The 15,438-nt window shown below is 48.4% G+C and carries 18 protein-coding genes; 3 read left to right on the forward strand and 15 right to left on the reverse strand.

The features are described from left to right. Positions 1–36: 36 nt before the first annotated feature. From recG to ACFYU8_RS07345, 6 genes are all read right to left on the reverse strand, one after another. A complete protein-coding gene (gene recG, locus ACFYU8_RS07320; RefSeq protein ID WP_390294429.1) occupies positions 37–2,091 on the reverse strand; it encodes an ATP-dependent DNA helicase RecG in 2,055 nt (684 codons plus the stop codon). A 1-nt stretch (position 2,092) separates the two neighbouring features. Beyond that, entirely contained in the window at positions 2,093–2,977 is an 885-nt protein-coding gene (gene sdaAA, locus ACFYU8_RS07325; protein ID WP_017249446.1) for an L-serine ammonia-lyase, iron-sulfur-dependent, subunit alpha, read from the reverse strand. 38 nt (positions 2,978–3,015) lie between these two features. After that, a complete protein-coding gene (gene sdaAB, locus ACFYU8_RS07330) occupies positions 3,016–3,681 on the reverse strand; it encodes an L-serine ammonia-lyase, iron-sulfur-dependent subunit beta (RefSeq protein ID WP_390294427.1) in 666 nt (221 codons plus the stop codon). Between the two features lie 252 nt (positions 3,682–3,933). Further along, positions 3,934–4,791, reverse strand: coding sequence for a DegV family protein (locus tag ACFYU8_RS07335; RefSeq protein WP_390294425.1), 858 nt, complete (start codon positions 4,789–4,791; stop codon positions 3,934–3,936). 44 nt (positions 4,792–4,835) lie between these two features. Further along, entirely contained in the window at positions 4,836–6,542 is a 1,707-nt protein-coding gene (locus ACFYU8_RS07340) for a DAK2 domain-containing protein (RefSeq protein ID WP_390294423.1), read from the reverse strand. A gap of 13 nt (positions 6,543–6,555) precedes the next feature. Continuing rightward, complete coding sequence (locus ACFYU8_RS07345; protein ID WP_144614271.1) at positions 6,556–6,921, reverse strand: Asp23/Gls24 family envelope stress response protein; 366 nt, start codon at positions 6,919–6,921, stop codon at positions 6,556–6,558. A gap of 248 nt (positions 6,922–7,169) precedes the next feature. Here ACFYU8_RS07345 and rpmB point away from each other — a divergent pair, with 248 nt between their 5' ends. Next, entirely contained in the window at positions 7,170–7,358 is a 189-nt protein-coding gene (gene rpmB, locus ACFYU8_RS07350) for a 50S ribosomal protein L28 (RefSeq protein ID WP_005831020.1), read from the forward strand. Positions 7,359–7,456: 98 nt separating this feature from the next. Here the strand turns inward: rpmB and spoVM are convergent, their stop codons facing one another. From spoVM to ACFYU8_RS07380, 6 genes are all read right to left on the reverse strand, one after another. Continuing rightward, entirely contained in the window at positions 7,457–7,540 is an 84-nt protein-coding gene (gene spoVM, locus ACFYU8_RS07355; protein WP_005831022.1) for a stage V sporulation protein SpoVM, read from the reverse strand. Between the two features lie 23 nt (positions 7,541–7,563). After that, the gene (locus ACFYU8_RS07360; RefSeq protein WP_390294421.1) at positions 7,564–7,737 is read right to left on the reverse strand and encodes a hypothetical protein; all 174 of its coding nucleotides are present in this window, start codon (positions 7,735–7,737) and stop codon (positions 7,564–7,566) included. A 189-nt stretch (positions 7,738–7,926) separates the two neighbouring features. After that, the gene (thiT, locus tag ACFYU8_RS07365; protein WP_390294419.1) at positions 7,927–8,487 is read right to left on the reverse strand and encodes an energy-coupled thiamine transporter ThiT; all 561 of its coding nucleotides are present in this window, start codon (positions 8,485–8,487) and stop codon (positions 7,927–7,929) included. 172 nt (positions 8,488–8,659) lie between these two features. Beyond that, on the reverse strand, positions 8,660–9,382 hold the full coding sequence (locus ACFYU8_RS07370; RefSeq protein WP_390294417.1) for an amino acid ABC transporter ATP-binding protein: 723 nt from the start codon (positions 9,380–9,382) through the stop codon (positions 8,660–8,662). Further along, positions 9,375–10,034 carry an amino acid ABC transporter permease gene (locus tag ACFYU8_RS07375; RefSeq protein WP_390294415.1) on the reverse strand — a complete coding sequence of 220 codons (660 nt, stop codon included), beginning with the start codon at positions 10,032–10,034 and terminating at the stop codon, positions 9,375–9,377. Before ACFYU8_RS07375 ends, ACFYU8_RS07370 begins: the two co-directional genes overlap by 8 nt. 53 nt (positions 10,035–10,087) lie before the next feature. Next, positions 10,088–10,894 (reverse strand): transporter substrate-binding domain-containing protein, encoded by an 807-nt coding sequence (locus ACFYU8_RS07380; RefSeq protein ID WP_390294413.1) that lies wholly within the window; start codon positions 10,892–10,894, stop codon positions 10,088–10,090. 243 nt (positions 10,895–11,137) lie between these two features. Here ACFYU8_RS07380 and ACFYU8_RS07385 point away from each other — a divergent pair, with 243 nt between their 5' ends. Beyond that, entirely contained in the window at positions 11,138–12,271 is a 1,134-nt protein-coding gene (locus ACFYU8_RS07385; protein WP_390294411.1) for a M20 family metallopeptidase, read from the forward strand. Between the two features lie 128 nt (positions 12,272–12,399). Then, positions 12,400–12,822 (forward strand): RDD family protein, encoded by a 423-nt coding sequence (locus ACFYU8_RS07390; RefSeq protein WP_390294409.1) that lies wholly within the window; start codon positions 12,400–12,402, stop codon positions 12,820–12,822. Positions 12,823–13,045: 223 nt separating this feature from the next. On the opposite strand, the gene ACFYU8_RS07395 is transcribed toward ACFYU8_RS07390, so the two are convergent. The 3 genes from ACFYU8_RS07395 to rsgA all read right to left on the reverse strand — a co-directional run bounded on the left by ACFYU8_RS07395 (position 13,046) and on the right by rsgA (position 15,429). Beyond that, on the reverse strand, positions 13,046–13,510 hold the full coding sequence (locus tag ACFYU8_RS07395) for a protease complex subunit PrcB family protein (protein WP_390294407.1): 465 nt from the start codon (positions 13,508–13,510) through the stop codon (positions 13,046–13,048). 384 nt (positions 13,511–13,894) lie between these two features. Next, the gene (gene rpe / locus ACFYU8_RS07400) at positions 13,895–14,545 is read right to left on the reverse strand and encodes a ribulose-phosphate 3-epimerase (protein ID WP_390294405.1); all 651 of its coding nucleotides are present in this window, start codon (positions 14,543–14,545) and stop codon (positions 13,895–13,897) included. Continuing rightward, positions 14,539–15,429, reverse strand: a complete 891-nt coding sequence (rsgA, locus tag ACFYU8_RS07405) for a ribosome small subunit-dependent GTPase A (protein ID WP_390294403.1) — start codon at positions 15,427–15,429, stop codon at positions 14,539–14,541. The genes rpe and rsgA overlap by 7 nt, the downstream gene beginning before the upstream one ends. Positions 15,430–15,438: the final 9 nt, after the last annotated feature.

The raw sequence follows: 15,438 nt of genomic DNA on the forward strand, positions 1-15,438 counted from the left end.
TCCACACTCTTGAAGTGGGAAGGCTTGTTTCCTTTCTTAATCGAAGACGACACCGTCCAGCACGCCCTCATTCTTCAAATAGTCACGCAGCCAGCGATACTTTTCGTCCCGCCAGAAGGAGGCCTCTGCTACCAGCTTGACAGTCTCCTGTCTCGCTACCTCCAGCGCTTTGTAATCACTTAATAGATCAGCGACTTTAAACTCCGGCAAACCGCTCTGCTTCGTCCCGAAAAAATCACCCGGTCCACGCAATTCCAAGTCGCGCTGCGACAGCTCGAATCCATCCGTCGTCTCGCACATGACACGCATCCGTTCTTTTCCGATCTCGGATTTCGGATCGGCGATCAGCACACAATACGACTGTTCAGAGCCACGTCCTACACGCCCACGCAATTGGTGAAGCTGAGCAAGACCAAACCGCTCCGCATCATAAATGACCATATAGGTAGCATTCGGAACATTCACACCAACCTCTACGACCGTTGTACTGACCAGGACAGCGTGCTCTGCCGCAAGAAAGGCTTGCATGACTGCATCCTTTTCCTTCGCTGGCAGTCGCCCATGCATCAGGCCTACGCCAAATTCAGGGAAAATGTGTGTGAGCTGAGCATGTACATCAATCGCATTTTGCACATCAAGCTTTTCGGACTCCTCAATGAGCGGGCAAATAACGTACGCCTGCCGCCCTTTGCGCAGCTCATCCCGCATTTGCTCCAGCACAGCCGGAAACTGATCATGCTTTTTCCATGTCGTCTCAATCGGTTTGCGCCCCGCAGGCATTTGATCAATCGTCGAGACGTCCATGTCGCCAAATGCCGTAATTGCCAGTGTTCTCGGAATTGGCGTTGCTGTCATAAACAAGACATCAGGTGACAACCCTTTGTTTCGTAAAATTCGCCGCTGCTCCACACCGAAGCGGTGCTGCTCGTCCGTAATCACGAGACCAAGACGCGAGAAAAAGACATCCTCTTGAATGAGCGCATGGGTACCGACCACGACATCGATTACCCCCATTTGCAGAGAGCCGATGACTTCACGTCTGCGTTTAGCCGTCAGAGAGCCCGACAAGAGCGCGACCTGAATGCCATAATCGGACAAGAGCTTCGTCAACGACTGCACATGCTGTTCGGCGAGAATCTCCGTCGGTACCATCAGCGCTCCCTGATAACCTGCTTTCACCGCAGCAATCAGCGCGATGGCAGCTACGACGGTTTTCCCCGAGCCTACGTCCCCTTGCAACAACCGATTCATCGCATGAGGAGCCCGCATGTCGTCTAATATTTCTTTTACCACTCGTTTCTGCGCATCTGTCAGGGGGAACGGTAACCCTTTGACAAATTCCCGGACCTCTTCCATCGGAATCGCCAAAGCAACGCCTTCTGTTTGCTGCCGATTAATTTTGCGCAGTGTTTGCATTTTCAACTGGAATAAAAAAAGCTCCTCGAACATAATCCGTCGCCGCGCTTGACGGCCGTCTTCCGCATTTTCTGGAAAATGAATCGAATGAAAAGCATTCATCCGCGGCATCAGTCGGTAGCGCTCCACAATATCCGCAGGAAGGATCTCAGGAATCTCCTTGCCGTACTGACGCAACGCCAGTTGAATGGTTTTGCGCAGCAGTGTATGTGTCACATCGCCGCCAAGTGGATAGACAGGGGCGAGCTCGCCTCGTTTTGTCGCACGTTCTGAGTCTACTTCTGTCATCTCGCTCACAGTGATTTGTAGCTTGTGCTTGTCCCATTTTCCTGTGACGAGTATTTCCTTGCCTGGCGACAGCCTGCTTTTGACAAACGTCTGATTGAACCAGACAGCTGTCACCACGACACGATCCATGACAACCTTGACCGACAGTCGTGATTTTCTTTTTCCATAAAAACGAACAGAGGGTTCGCCGTACACCGTACCTGCCAGCGTGACCCTCTCTCCGTCTTTTACTTCTGTCAAATCGCGCACACGGTAATCTTCATAGCGAGACGGGAAATACTCCAGCAAATCACCTATGCTGTTGATTCCCAGTCCTGCAAATGCCTTCGCCCGCTCTTCCCCTACCCCGTGCAAAAGGGAGACGGGCGATTGATATGCACCTGCCATCTTACTTCTCCATCCGTACGCCGAACACTTTGGCTTCGATCATGCGGCCCGTTTGCGTAGCAGCAAGACCACCCTGTGCGGTTTCCTTCAGCGTAGTCGGCATGGCACAGCCGATCCGGTACATGGCATCGATGACTTCATCTGTCGGGATTACGCTCTTGATGCCGGCCATTGCCATATCAGCGGCTACCGTCGCAATCGCTGCTCCCATCGCATTTCGTTTGACACATGGTACTTCAACCAGTCCGGCTACGGGGTCACAGACCAGACCGAGCATATTTTTCAATGCGATCGCCACTGCTTGGGCAGATTCCTCAGGTGTACCGCCAGCCATTTCCACAATCGCCGCAGCAGCCATGGCCGTTGCAGAGCCTACCTCTGCCTGGCAACCACCCGCAGCACCCGAAATGAATGCGTTATTGGCAATGCAATACCCGATAGCGCCTGCCGTGAACAAATAATTGACCATGTCCTCGCGGGTCGGCTGCAACTTGTCAGATACGGCAAACAGCGTCCCCGGTACAATGCCACATGCTCCTGCTGTTGGCGTTGCGACAATCGTACCCATTGCAGCATTTACTTCGTTAACCGCCACGGACATGGAGACGGCATTCAGAAGTGTGGGACCAGACAAAAACGTCTTGGTCTCCATATATGTTTGCAGCTTTTTCGCATCGCCGCCCGTCAACCCGCTATGCGAGCGTATATCTTCGGTAAGCCCACGACGCACTGCTTTTTCCATCACATCGAGGTTGGCGTACATATCTTGCATAATGGCGTCCCGACTACGCTGGGAAACTTCCATTTCTGCTTCAATCATCACCTGGGAGATCTTCTTCCCCTGGGACTCGGCCAACTCTACTAGTTCAGCCACATTACGAAACATCTGGTTGCTCACTCCTCTAATCCTGCTCGTCCTTTTCCTTAGTGCAATGCGAGCAGGGATACGTCAAAGATATGGGGGATTTGGCGAATTTCCTCCAGGACTTCCGGAGAGATCGTCGAATCCGTTTCGATTGCCATCAAAGCACGCGAACCACGTGTGTGTCGAGACACTTCCATGAACCCCACATTAATGCCGTGCTGGGTCAGCACTTTTGCCACAGCCGCAATCATTCCAAAGCGATCCTCATGCAAGACCAAGAGCGTCGGTGTATCGAAGCCCAACTGAAAGGAAAACCCGTTCAATTCCAACACTTCGATCTTCCCTCCACCAATGGAAACACCAACGAGTTCAATCTCATTCTCATCATCGGACAGCTTGATCCGCGCCGTGTTCGGGTGCTCTGTCAGAACCTCAGAAGTGGTCAACTCCACTTCCATGCCGGCTTTTTCTGCGATCACCAGTGAATTTTTCAGACGCAAATCCGACGTGTCAAAGTCAAGAATCCCTGCCACTGTCGCCACATCAGAACCATGTCCTTGATACGTTTTTGCAAATGAGCCGTAAAAAACAATTTCTGCTCGCGCAGGCATTCTGCCAAACAGCTTGCGAGCTACACGACCGATACGAGCTGCACCAGCCGTATGGGAGCTAGATGGCCCAACCATAATTGGACCGATAATATCAAATACGCTTTTGTACTTCAACCGGTTCTCCTCCTGAATCACAAGGGGTGGGGCAAGATTCACTCTCATTGTATCCTACAGCCTTTGAAAGCGCTACAGAGGAAAATGCACGTAAAGCAATCTTAACCGATTTATGCCGACAACATGCGGTCAAATCAGGCATTATGAAAAAACTCCCTTTCAAAAGAAGAAAAAGTTCGGTAAAACTTCCTTATAAAAAAGAAGCCCCCTACCTCAGGGAAGCTCCTCTCCATATTATACGACATACGATCCTTAGTTATCTTTTACCATGACAATCCCGAGCAGCCCTGGACCTGTATGCGTACCAATCACGGGACCAATCTGTTCCAACCAAGAATCCGTTACCGTAAACTCTTGCTTGAGTCGCTCCAAGAGCTCAGCCGCTTGATCTGGCACACTGCTGTGCAGCACGGCGATTTTCACCGGGGTGGCTTGCGCGTATTCCTGCAAAGCTTCGAATACGCGATTCAGGGCTTTCTTCGTCCCTCTTACCTTGTCAAAAGCAGACACGTATCCGGCGGTATCCAGTGTCAAAATCGGCTTGATATTCAAGAGCGAACCGATGACGGCAGATGCTTTGCCAATCCGACCGCCTTTTTGCAGGAACTCCAGTGTATCCACAATAAAGTAAACCTGCACCTCATCCAAATAACGATCAATCTGGTCCAGAATCTGCTCCTTGTTCTTGCCTGCTTGTGCGGCTTTGGCAGCCTCCACGCAGATCATTCCATGAACAAACGAAGCTTTGCGAGAATCGATCACCGTAATGTCGATATTTTCATCCAACATCGACTTGGCGATCATCGCTGATTGATACGTACCCGATAAGGAACCCGATAAGAGAATGGCAATAATTTGGACATCCTTGCCATATTCCTCATAGATCTCTTTGTACGCTTCGGCAAATTCAAGAGGAGACGGCTGCGAGGTCGTCGGCATCACGCTCGATTGCTTCAGCTTATCAAAAAACTCCGAAGAAGAGATAGTCACTGCGTCCACATACGTTTCCGCCCCAAACATGATTTTCAACGGGACGGCCACGATCCCCAATGACTGCCTCACAGACGCATCGATATCAGACGCGCTGTCGGTAAGAATCACAATTGGCATTCTCGATCGCTCCTCTCCCTATTCGTTCGTGCTAACAACCTCAATTACTCGACGGAAAAAATGAATGGATACAACGGTTGACCGCCAGCCTGGATCTCTACTTCCACATCCGGGTAGGCATCGGACAAAGCTTTTTCTAAAGCATGAGCCTGATCTTCTGTCGCATCTTCTCCCAAGAATATCGTAATGATTTCGGAGTCTTCATCCACCATTCCCAAGAGCAGCGTCGTTGCGCATTCTAGCAAGTCGGGGCCTGCCGTGACGATTTCTTTCTCAGCCATGCCGATAAAATCGCCTTCTTTGATTTGTACCTCACCCATTTGCGTGTCGCGAACCGCATGCGTCACCATACCTGTTTTCACTTGGGCAATCGCCTTAGTCATCGCTTGCACGTTCACTTCCGACTCGACATCTGCGCGGAAGCTGACCAGTGCTGCCAATCCCTGCGGAATGCTCTTCGTCGGTACGACAGAAACAGGAACTTCAGCCAGCTCAGACGCCTGTTGTGCTGCCATGATGATATTGCTGTTGTTTGGCAGGATGATGATTTGCTCGGCATGGAGTCCTGCGACGGCATTCATGAAGTCCTCAGTACTCGGGTTCATTGTTTGGCCGCCCTCTACTACCACATGCACACCCATGCTGCGCAAAATCGTAGCGATTCCCTCACCAGCAGCTACCGCGATCAATCCGTATGGAAGCAGCTCTGTGGCAGGTTGAGCAACTGCTACTGGCTTCGCTTGTCCTTTGCTTTCTTCCGCTTTTAGAATGTTCGCATGCTGCTCGCGCATGTTTTCTATCTTCAGTCGATGCAGACTACCGAATTGCTGCGCGTATTGCAGTACATTTCCCGGATGCTCTGCATGAATATGTACCTTGACAACTTCATCATCAGAGACGACAAGCAATGAATCTCCCATCGTATCCAGATGGTTTCGGAACATCGCTTCTGAAAATGGCTTTTTGTGCGGCTCGGTGCTATGCGCGACATGAACCATAAATTCCGTACAGTACCCGTACGTGATGTCTTCTGTTTTCATGTGGATTTGCGCATTATGCTGATCAGAAATGAGCTTGTCCAGCTCTTCCTGACCGATTTTTGGTACCGAACGCTCACGATCAGCGGATAGCTCTTCCCCGCGCAACGCTCGCAAAAACCCTTCATAAATAAACAAGAGACCTTGTCCACCTGAGTCGACTACGCCCACTTCTTTTAGAACAGGCAGCATTTCCGGCGTACGCAACAGCGTAGCTTGCGCCTGCTCGTATGTTTTTTCCATGACAGAGATAATATCATCTGACGTGCGTGCTGCACGCACAGCCATCTCCGCCGCTTCACGGGCAACAGTCAAAATCGTGCCTTCTACCGGCTTCATCACTGCCTGATACGCAGAGTCAACACCAGCTTTCAAGGCATCGGCAAACTGACGGGCGTTAACCTCATCTTTTCCATTGACTGATTTGCTGAAGCCGCGGAATAACTGGGACAAAATCACGCCGGAATTACCGCGCGCGCCCATTAACAGACCTTTTGCCAAAGCAGCAGCCGATTCGGTGATTCGGGGGGATTCCTTTCGGGACAGCTCCTCCACACCGGAAGAGAAAGTCAAATTCATGTTTGTCCCCGTATCGCCATCCGGCACAGGAAAGACGTTTAATCCATCCACTACTCTGACGTTGTCGGATAAAAGGTTCGCCCCCAGGTAAACCATCCGGCTAAACAGCACGCCATCTAGACGCGTATGTACCAACTGATGTTCCTCCTTACATATCCCTGTCTGTACGAACTCCCTGCACAAAAATATTAACAGCAGTCACATCAATGCCTACCGTTTGCTCCAAGGTATATCGAACACGGCGTTGAACGTTGCCTGCCACCTCAGAAATTTTCACGCCATAGCTGACGATAATGTGCATGTCCAATACTACTTCGCCGTTTGTGTTATGAACGACGACACCTTTGCTCAGGTTGTCTCTTCCTAACAACTCAGCAATTCCATCTTTCACCGCTTTGCGAGAAGCCATGCCCACAAGTCCAAAAACTTCCATGGCCGCGCCTCCAGCAATCCGTGCGATCACGTCTTCTGTAACATCGATCTTTCCAAGCGATGTGTTCATTTCCACTGTCATGCAAGGACTCCTCCTCTGTTAAACAGCTTGACCGTCATAGGTAAGCGTAACCATGCTTCCTTACAATTCTACACTAACACAAAAGAGAAATGAAGCGTTTTGTCGATCCTATCAACCCTATGAGAAAGACTGGGCAAATCATCTTGTCAAGTATTGCAATTGACAGCAATGGTGTGCTAATATAGTCGAGTATTTGTATTTCCCACAAAGGAAATCCCGTTTATATGTAACAAGGGAGGTGGATTATAATGGCACGTCGTTGCTTTGTAACAGGTAAATCTGCTAAAGCTGGAAACGCTCGCTCCCACTCCATGCGCGCAACTCGCCGCACTTGGGGTGTCAACGTACAAAAAGTGCGCATTCTCGTAAATGGAAAACCGAAGCGCGTTTATGTAAGTACTCGAGCACTGAAATCCGGTCTCGTAACTCGCGTATAGTTGATCTCAACTATGCGAAAAAAAGCACCCTCGAGGTGCTTTTTTGCATTTCTCCCGTTTCTCCACTCTTCTCCCAAAGGAGGCTCGGGGCCGAAGCTTCATTTTTTCTTGTTGAACGCCTCGATGATGCCCCGAATCATGCCACCCAGGAACTTCGGCAACTTGATGGTGTAAAACCGCATGCTACCCCTCCTCACCGAAATTACTACACACGATACAAATACACGCCGGCCCCTATGAGTGCTAATGCCAATAGGCTATACCAAACCCACGGAGGTGCCCAATACAGGAAAATGGTGATTCCCCCGACAGCCAACGCAACCCCGAGAACACGTCGCAAGGAGCCCCCCTGTCGCAGGCGATAGGAGCGCAATCCCATTTCGTGCCGCACCTCCTTTAGGTGTTCTCAAAAACGTGCATATTACATCATATTCTGCTGTCGGATAAACATGTATCCTGCCACATGAAAAAAGTATATGTCTGCGAAGCAAAAAAATCAGGCAACGAAACTCGCTGCCTGATTACATTATGTGGATAGTTTGTACTTGATACCGATTTTTCCTGTTTCTTACGCGACTCGGTCGCGTGCAGGGAACAGCAGCTGTGATGCGCTGCTAAGCACAACTGTCAAGACGACTCCCGCGATAATCATTTCTGGCAGCAGGTACGTGATGTTATAAATGAGGGAATATTGCCAGACTGGTACACCTTCTGGCGCGAAGCTGCCAAACCAAACAATACCCGATAGAAAATGGCAGACAAATCGTCCAATCACGCCGATGAACAAGCCGCTCCACAGTACCATGATTCGTTGTTTCGTTCCTTCGTAGCCAGACAGGCGAACAAACCCAGCAAGACCCAGCGCCCCAAAAGCAAGCGGATAATCCAGCAACAGCTGAACCGGATGGACAACTGTACTGCCCAAGAGCAACTGAAGAAATCCGACAACAAGCCCTGTAATGACACCAGCGGCGAGTCCACGGCGAACGGCGATCAACGCGATTGGCACCATTACCAGGGACACAGAGCCACCCTGTGGCATTTCGAAAACCTTGATCTGACTAAACACAATTGCAAGAGCCGCCATCATCGCCATTTCCAACAAAATGACCAACCGTTGACGATCCAAAATAGTCACTCCTCAAAATAGAATAAATAGAAAAATTCTTTCTTAAAATAATAGATGTTCAAAAAGTCAATTTTTTGAACTACCTCTGCTAGGCTGTTTCTGATTCTAGCCCAAGTCTATGCTCGTGTCAAAGAAAAAAGCCGCTGCCTCATCGGCACTGCGGCTAGTTGTATTACCGAACCTTCTCCAAAAACTGCTGGGCACGTTCACTTCTCGGTTTTTGGAAAAACTCTTCTGGTGGCGTCTCCTCCAAGAGACGGCCATCATCGAGGAACAAAATACGGTCTGACACCTCTTCAGCAAAGCGCATTTCATGTGTGACGATTGCCATGGTCATTCCGCTATCAGCAAGACCCTTCATAACCTCCAAAACCTCCTTGACCATCTCTGGGTCGAGGGCTGAGGTCGGCTCGTCAAATAGCATGATTTGTGGCTCTATAACAAGCGAACGGGCAATAGCTACACGCTGCTTCTGACCACCTGACAAGCGCGATGGAAAGACATCCGCTTTGTCTGCCAGCCCTACGCGTGCCAACAGCTCCCTCGCCTTTTGTTCCGCTTCAGCCGCAGACATGCCTTTTACTTTCATCGGGGCATAGGTCAGGTTCTTCAAGACTGTCATATGCGGAAACAGATGAAAGTGCTGGAAAACCATCCCGATTTGCTGACGAATGCCCATCACATCAGCCTTTGGAGCGGTGATTTCCTGTCCATTGATTGTAATCGTACCGGAAGTCGGAGTCTCCATCAGGTTGATGCAACGCAATAGCGTTGATTTCCCCGATCCAGATGGACCGATGATGGCGACAACCTCCCCTTTTCCAATATTCGTCGAGATGCCCTTCAATACATTCAGTTGTCCAAATGACTTCGTAATGTTATCGATCTTAATCACTGAGTCTCATCCTCCGTTCCAGTACGCGAGCTACCCACGTCAGGATCATAACCATGACATAGTACAGGGTACCAGCGATCATGTATGGCTCGAAATAGCGGAAGATGGTGCCCTTGACCACATTCGCGTTTTGCATGATGTCTGCAAGACCAATCGTGGAAACGAGTGCGGATTCCTTCAACAGTGCAATCGTTTCATTAACAAGTGCAGGCAAGATATTTTTGACAGCCTGCGGCAAAACAATGTCAAGCATCATCCGGTGATAAGGTACACCAAGCGCTTTGGCCGCTTCCCACTGCCCTTTATCCACTGCCAAAATACCACCGCGAATCGTCTCAGAAATGTATGCACCTGAGTTTAGTGTAAACGTCAATACAGCTGCTTCCAGTTGCGAAATATTATAACCAGTAAGCTGAGGCGTTGCAAAATACACAAAGGTCAGCTGCAAAATCAAAGGTGTCCCGCGGAAAATAGAGGTATAGGCAACCGCGAGCCAGTTCAGCAATTTTACATTCGAAATTTTAATGAGTGCGAGAATGGATCCCCAGAAAAATCCCAAAACAACTGAAATCAAGGTAACAAGTAACGTACCCTTTATCCCTTCCAATATGAAAGGAATATAGGGCACGATTTGTTCAAAATCCAAATTCATGCCCGTTCTCCCCTCTTGCTACTTATGCAGTTATTCTTCGGTGCCTGGAGAGATTATTGACCGAACCATTTTTGGATCAGCTTGTCCATTTCTCCGTTATCTTGCATCTTTTTAATGACTTCATTAAATTTCTCTACGTGCGGCGATCCTTTTGGGAACGCAACAGCGGAGCCATTCTGTTCATTTTCTGCCAGAGTGGTGAATTGCAGAGAGTCATTGTTTTCCACGAAGCCTTTCGCTACCGTGTCTTCGATAATGGCAGCATCTACACGGCCCGCTTTTACTTCTTCGACGATCTCAGGCAATTTGTTCAGCGAAGTGATCTGCAAGCCGGAAACCGTCTTTGCAATCTCCTTTGCGGCCCCTTCCTGAATAGAACCGAGCTGTACCGCCACTTTTTTGCCAGCCAATTGCTCAGGCTTGGTCAGATTGCTGTCTTTCTTTGCTACGATCGTATTTTTTGCATCGTAATAGATGGTGGAGAAATCAGCGTTCTTCTCGCGCTCAGGTGTTGCTGTCATGCCAGCCATAACGAAATCTGCGCGATTCGTTTGCAGTGCCGGAATAAGCCCGTCAAAGTTCATGTCGTTGATTTGCAGTTCATAGCCGAGCTCTTTGGCAATATATTTCGCGATATCAATGTCAAAGCCGACAATCTCATCTTTCCCGCTACTCAGGTCGTGATATTCGTACGGCTTATAGTCAGCAGAAGTAGCCATAACCAGTGTTTTCTTATCGCCAGCAGAAGGCGCCGGTGCTTGTCCTGTCGAAGTTTGGTTGCCTGTTCCGCATCCTGCGATAACCGCTGCTACCAGCAAAGAAGTAAGTGCAAGTGAAATGAATGATTTAGATTTTTTCATGTTGAACCCCCATAAATATGATTTATACGCATAAAGCAGTCTATTTGCAGCATTAATTTGCATGAAAACTTATATTTATGCATCACAATGATTATTTTACTCATAATCTGAACAATTTCAATCATTTTTTACTTACATTTTAAATGCGGAATATACTGAATATTATTCACAAATCTTTATTTATGTGGCAGAAAAGCAAACAAGGCTTTATAGTGCTAGTAAAAGGAATCACAGGAGGCTGACATGGAAAAAAATTGGACGTCTTATTTTCAGCAGCAGCTCCCAGAAATTGTCGAGGAGCTACGTACATATGTAGAGATGGAGACACCCACCCATAACAAGCAAGCTGTCGATCAATTGGGCAGCCTGATTGCAGAACGCTTTCGTCAATTGGGGTGTCGGGTGGTGAGCTTGCCACAAGAGCAATACGGAAATCAGCTGCGAATGGAGTATGGGGATGGCGACGAACAAATCCTCATTCTCGGTCACTTTGATACCGTAAAAGAAATGGGTACATTAGCCGCAGAGCCTTGTCGCGAGGAAAATGGCCGACTCTATGGGCCTGGTACATACGACATGAAGGCAGGGATCGTTTTTAGCTATTTCGCCCTGCGCGCCATGATGGAACATAACCTTTCACCCAAAAATAAGCTCGTCTTTTTTTGGAACACCGATGAAGAGATTGGCAGTGTTTCCTCCGAGAAGCTCATTAGAGAGGAAGCAAAAAGAAGTAAATATGCATTGGTACTGGAGCCTGCCGCTGGAGATGGCTCTTTGAAAACAAGCCGAAAAGGCGGCGGAGACTTCATTTTAAAAGTAACAGGCCGCGCTGCACATGCGGGCAATGATCACGCCAAGGGGATCAATGCGATTGCTGAGCTGGCTCACCACGTCCTCGACATTCAATCGTTTACGAATTATGAGGCGGGTACAACCTTGTCTGTCGGTACCATTACAGGTGGAAGTGCATCGAACGTCGTGCCTGACTTTGCCATGACAGAAATCGATGTGCGCATCCAAAGCCGGGAGGAAAGTGAGCGCATTACCCGATTGATGAGCCAGCTGACCCCTGTCCATCCAGAAGCCAAGCTATGCGTGGAAGGCGGGATCACTAAGCCTCCCATGGAACGAACCGTCGGTACCGAGCAACTATTTTTGCATGCGCAAGAACAAGCACGTCTGGAAGGATTTGAATTGACGGAACAAGCTGTCGGTGGAACAAGCGATGGAAACTTCGCCGCTGATGCAGGAACACCAACACTTGACGGATTAGGACCCGTCGGTGATGGAGCCCACGCTTCCCACGAGCATATCGTCATTGACGCCATTCCTGGCAGGATTGCCGTCATGCTTCGGATGTTTTTAACCTTGTCATAATAAATTTACAGGTGTATAATTTTATGGAAAATTAAGGCTCCGTCTACTGAACGACGGGGCCTTATCTGCACTATTTTCGAATGGGCAGTCATATATATTCCTATTCGAATAACAAGGAGAGGGAAAACATGGAATCAGACACCACATTGCAAAGCAACCCCGTAGGATTTTGGCGCCGGCTCGGTGCCGGTCTACTAGATGCACTCATTATCGGACTACCGCTACTATTGATCAGCTATATCATTACAGGAAATACAGAAGACAATCTTGTTACCAATATCATCTCCACGCTGTACAGCCTCCTCGTGCCTGTATTCTGGCATGGTTATACAGTGGGCAAAAGAATTGCGGGTATCCGCATCGCCAGAATCGATGGAGAGCCTGTAGGAATCGGAACCATGCTGTTGCGCAACTTCGTTGGAGGGATCGTGTACGTTATTACACTCGGTATTGGTTTAATCGTCAGCGCCATCATGGTCGGTGTTCGTCAGGATAAGCGCTCGATCCATGATTTGATCGCTGGTACGTATGTAACATCGAATCAACCTTAAAATTCCATACATCATAAATAGGATAGCAACTCTACGACGAGCCCTCTTAGAACCATCATGGGAAAAACCATCAGGTTTGCCCGATGAAATCTAAGGGGGCATTTTAATATTCTGTCCATATTGTGGGTAGCAGTTCAGATTGGCGCTCAAAACTCCATGTCCTGACTAAAAAAAGGCCGGATACAATCATCCGGCCTTTTTTCACTTCTATACATCAAGCCGTTTATCGGAACAACACCTTATCTGTTGTAGCATCAATAAACACCATTGTTGTATAGGACGGTAGGCTTGCCCGCACAATGATATAAGGTGTCTGCACCGCTGGCGTTGTAATATCTTCTGGCGCAGGATTTGTCAGCTCTACATAAACAGCGAGCATTTCCCATCCTTGCTGAGTACCAACAACCTTCAAACCATAGCCAGAGGTTGGCATTTCACCCCGGGAGACCACATACAGGTCGCCTTGGCGATGGACACCCTTTTTCGATTTTACTTTTCCTACGAATGCTCGTTCATCCGCCGACAAGCTACCTTCTTTTTCGATAGAGAACTTTTTGGTTTGCACGTCTACTTGAGAAGTCGAGATCGGCCCCGAATCTTTTTGTTCAGCGTGCACTGCAGCTTGTGAAAATGGCAGGATGGAGAGAATTGTGAGAACCGCTACACTGTTTTTCCATAACGATTTCATACATGATCAACTCCTGATTTTTTTTAGAGGGCGAGAACCTTCTTGATACTGGCCAGTATCTCTCAGACAGGAAATATTTACCATCATCTGGATAATTTGATTTAATCATTATATTTATTAAAAAGCAATATTTTCCAAAATGTTTTATTTTTGTTAATTTACCTTTACCATCTATCCTCTAAAATCCTTATAAAAACAGGAATAATTCGATTACATTATATGCGTAGTAAGAAAAATAATAATACTTTTATCTTTATTATTAATTGATTTATCATATAATTAGTTAAAATATTCAGATGATTACAAACGAACCTTGACAGTAGAAAGTACAAAAAAGCTGACGCCGATTGAATATCGTCGTCAGCTTACAGCTACGTGTTATTCTTACTGTCCACGAATCGCAGCGATCGCTTGACCGCGATCTGCCTGATTGAATACCGCGTTTCCTGCAACGAGGACAGTCGCTCCTGCTTCCTCGCACAACCGTGCTGTTTGTGCATTGACACCGCCATCGATTTCGATTTCCACATGCCCCAAACCACGTTCGTTCAGCATTTGACGCAACTGGGCAACCTTTGGCACAACGTTGTGAATGAATTTTTGTCCACCAAAACCAGGATTCACTGTCATGAGGAGAACCATATCCAAATCAGCAAGGACCGGCTCGATTGTGGAAATCGGTGTAGCCGGATTCAATACCACTCCCGCTTTCACACCTTGCTCCTTGATCAAGTGCAGTGTGCGATGCAGATGACGGCACGCTTCCTGATGAACAGTAATCCAGTCTGCCCCACTTTTCGCGAATTGCGGAATGTATCGATCTGGTTCCTCGATCATCAAGTGTACATCGAGAGGCAGCTTGGTCACTGGACGAATCGCCTCCACAATCAGAGGGCCGATCGTAATGTTTGGAACGAAGTGTCCATCCATCACATCCACGTGAATCCAATCCGCGCCTCCCTTCTCGACATCGAGAATTTCTTCACCCAGACGGGCAAAATCAGCAGATAGGATAGAAGGTGCGATTTTTACCATGGTTTGTTCCTCCGTTGGTATTCTTTTAGCTCTTCGCGGAATTGTTTGTAGTGTTCGTAGCGCTGCTCATTGATCTCACCGGCTTCCAATGCGGCTTGTATGGCACAAGCTGGCTCACTTATGTGAAGACAACCGCGGAACTTGCATTCCGAACTGCGGTCAGCAAAGTCTCGGAAGGATTCCGCCAAATCAAGCTCGGAGAAATCGATAAATTCCAGTGAACTGAATCCTGGTGTGTCTGCCACATAGCCGCCGCCCGCAAGCGGAATCAGTTCGACGTGACGCGTTGTATGCTTTCCGCGTCCGAGCTTTTGGCTGACATCTCCTGTCTGCAGGCTGACCCCCGGATACAGCATGTTGATCAGGGAGGATTTGCCTACACCTGACTGACCTGCAAAAACCGAGATTCGGTCCCGCAAAATCTCACGTACGTCTTCCATACCGCGTTCGTCCACTGTTGAGGTCGGAATCACGCGATACCCAATCGCTTCATACTTTTCGACGATTTCGGTTACCTCTTCTTCCGAAACTTGATCGGCTTTGGACAGCACAATCACGGAATCAATCCCTGCATGCTCCGTGTGCGTCAGGAACTTGTCCAACAGCAACGGACTGAACATCGGCTTGTACATCGAAAAGACGAGCACTGCCTGATCCACATTGGAAATGGGCGGACGAACCAACTCATTCGTCCGTTCGCCCACCTCCATCACATAGCCTTCTTTTTCATTGATCGCATCGTATACGACCCAATCGCCAACCAATGGATTTACTTTTGCATCTTTTTTCTTGAAAAGCCCTCGTGCACGGCAACTGTAGATTCGCCCTTCGTCGGCTACATAATAGAAACCGCTGAGCGCTTTCACAATCCGTCCTTCTGGCATTCATGTCCC

The sequence above is a fragment of the Brevibacillus sp. NPDC003359 genome (assembly GCF_042878995.1).
Taxonomy (GTDB): domain Bacteria; phylum Bacillota; class Bacilli; order Brevibacillales; family Brevibacillaceae; genus Brevibacillus.